Here is a 2708-nt window from a genome sequence, read left to right on the forward strand (position 1 = left end):
ATGTAAGTACCGATGATCCTATCGTGCATTTCGGATGATTTTGAATATCCGAGCGTCTTGCGATTGAGCCGTTGCAATCGGTTACGCAGTGTCAGATGTGCACGCTCAATACGCTGTGTATACAGCTTGCTAACAATTTGTATTTGTTTTACTTTTGGAAGTTCGTCGTTGTAAGCCCTGTAGCCATCCGTGTTTGCATGACTGACGACGGTAACGCTGATGGACACTTTTGCCATGACCGTGTTTTTTCACAGGAGATGTCTGTTCACAAAACGGGCATCTTACATCAACTTTAGCCACTGTATTCCACATCCAAAACCGGACATTTCACACTGCAATCAACATATTGAATACACGACCCGATTACAGCTGCTCTGCCATTTCCTGTAAAATCTGCTCGCACCACTGCTGCAAGCGCTCATCGCTCAGGTCATACTGATTCACTTCATCAAGCGCCAGCACGACAAAGCGTTTTCCATCTGATGTGAGTGGCTTGGTGGTGGTGAACTCATAGCCTTCGATGGGCCAACAGCCAATAAAGGTTGCGCCGCTCGCGGCCAACTGCTGATGCAACATACTGAGGGCATCAAGGAACCATTCACCGTAGCCTAGCTGGTCACCCATGCCATACAGCGAAACGATTTTTCCTTGTAGATTCAACGAGGATAGCTGTCCCCAAATGGCTTCCCAATCCTCCTGAATTCCACCGAAATCCCACGTTGGGATACACAGAATCAGGAATTCATACTCTTCCATCTTCTGCGGATCGGCATCTTTTACGTTATGCAGGTCGAGCAGCGATTCGCCCAAAATATCGCGAATCTTTTCCGCTGTCATCTCGGTGTAGCAGGTGCTGGAGCCGTAGAACAAACCAATTTTCATATGCAATTGCAGCGTGTTAAACAAACTTGCCACTAGCCTAACTGAATCTTACAGCGAGGTATATATCCGTCATACTTCAAGTTGCAGGTGCGTTGGCCGCGTTCACTTACTGCTTTCCTGTCACTCGAATTATTTAGGGTATCGTTTTGTCATTCCCGCGAAGGCGGGAATCTCTTGCAGAAGAAACGCGTTTTTTCTCAGAGTCATCTCCGGCTTTCGCCGAGGATGACGAGGAGTAAGGTGAGTGGTTAGCAGACTGCGGTTGAAGAATGACCCTTCACCCGTATTCACGCTTGCCTGTGAGGCTTAACCAAGCGTTTGGTGACGCGTTTCTTTGGTCAGCAATGATGCGATAAGCGTTAAAGATGCCATAGCAAACAGGTAAACGCCTACGTAGAACAGCCCGTAGTTGGCGGTCAGCCAGGCGGCGATATAAGGTGCAACCGATGCTCCCAGAATCGACGATACGTTATAGGAGAACGAGGCACCGGTATAACGCACTTCAGTGGGGAAAAGTTCAGGTATCAACGCGCCCATCGGGCCGAAGGTTAAGCCCATCATGCCCAGTCCCAGCACCAGAAACAGCATCACCAACGGTTGGCTGCCAGACCCTAACAGGGACGGGAACAGCATTGCGAATAGCAGCATGCCGCAGGTAACGACGATCATGGTCTTACGGCGGTCATAGGCATCTGCCAGCAACCCGCCAACCGGGATCAGCAGACCAAAGGCGATAACCGCTACCATCAGCATCCACAGGAAGCTGTTACGCGAGAAACCCAACCCTTTGGGGATTGGCTAGGTGCCAAAGGTCATGGAATAGACCGTCATGATGTAGAACAGCGTATAAGTGGCAAGCATGATGAAGGTGCCAAGAATGGTCGCTTTCAGATGCTTGCTCAACAGTGTTCCCAGCGGAGTGTGGACTTTCTTGCCCGCTTCGATAGCTTTGGTAAACACGGGCGCTTCGTGCAGAGAGACACGAACATACAGGCCGATCAAGACCAATACCGCAGAGGCAACGAAAGGTACGCTCCATCCCTAGGTCATGAATTGCTCTTCGCTTAACAACTAGGAGAGCAGCAGGAACGTGCCGTTGGCGAAAAAGAAGCCGATCTGTGCGCCCAACTGCGGGAATGAACCATACAGTGCACGCTTGTGGGCTGGCGCGTTTTCGGTAGCCAGCAACGCGGCTCCGCCCCATTCGCCGCCCAGACCAAGGCCTTGACCAAAACGCGCCAAGGCCAGCAGCAACGGTGCGAAAATGCCGATGCTATTGTAGGTCGGCAGCAGGCCGATCAGCACGGTAGAGATCACCATGGTCAGCAGGGAAGCAACCAGTGTCACCTTACGGCCGACGCGGTCACCGAAGTGACCAAACAGCGCAGAACCGATCGGACGTGCTACAAAGGCAATGGCAAAGGTGGCGAGCGACTGTAGCGTCGCTGCGGTCGGATCGCCCTGCGGGAAGAAGATGTGCGGGAAAATCAGCACAGCGGCAGTGGCATAGATATAAAAATCGAAAAATTTGATCGCGGTTCCGATCAATGAAGCGACAACAACCTTACTGCGGGAGTTAACCGGGGCTGCGTCCGCCTCTGCATCGAGGGTGGGCGTGATGGTGGCTTGCATAGGACTCTATTATCTTTTTTTATCGACAGAACTGTCATTCTATACCCGTGATCATTGAAGATGCTTGATTTTACGCGGTAAGAAGATCATGCTCACCCACTATGAAGATATTTATTACCGACAAGCAAAAAGCCGAACTCGAACACCTTCATGACACCAGTCGTGATAAGCGTGTTTGTGATCGCATCAAAGCC

The 2708-nt window shown here is 51.0% G+C and carries 2 protein-coding genes and 2 pseudogenes; 1 reads left to right on the forward strand and 3 read right to left on the reverse strand.

The features are described 5' to 3' along the window. A pseudogene (locus QZ506_RS02975) lies at positions 1–300 on the reverse strand (IS1 family transposase); the annotation flags it as partial. On the opposite strand from QZ506_RS02975, the gene QZ506_RS02980 reads away from it, so the two are divergent. Next, positions 220–390, forward strand: a complete 171-nt coding sequence (locus QZ506_RS02980) for a hypothetical protein (protein ID WP_291968962.1) — start codon at positions 220–222, stop codon at positions 388–390. The pseudogene QZ506_RS02975 and the gene QZ506_RS02980 overlap by 81 nt on opposite strands. On the opposite strand, the gene fldB is transcribed toward QZ506_RS02980, so the two are convergent. Next, on the reverse strand, positions 364–882 hold the full coding sequence (gene fldB, locus QZ506_RS02985) for a flavodoxin FldB (RefSeq protein ID WP_291968964.1): 519 nt from the start codon (positions 880–882) through the stop codon (positions 364–366). The two genes, QZ506_RS02980 and fldB, sit on opposite strands and share 27 nt — an antisense overlap. A gap of 306 nt (positions 883–1188) precedes the next feature. Next, positions 1189–2514, reverse strand: a pseudogene (locus QZ506_RS02990) (MFS transporter). Positions 2515–2708: the final 194 nt, after the last annotated feature.

It is taken from the genome of Candidatus Symbiopectobacterium sp. (assembly GCF_020054415.1).
Taxonomy (GTDB): domain Bacteria; phylum Pseudomonadota; class Gammaproteobacteria; order Enterobacterales; family Enterobacteriaceae; genus Symbiopectobacterium.

Coding starts and splice junctions, on each gene's coding strand:
- QZ506_RS02980 (WP_291968962.1), top strand. CDS start 220: ATGGACACTTTTGCCATGACCGTGTTTTTTCACAGGAGATGTCTGTTC.
- fldB (WP_291968964.1), bottom strand. CDS start 882: ATGAAAATTGGTTTGTTCTACGGCTCCAGCACCTGCTACACCGAGATG.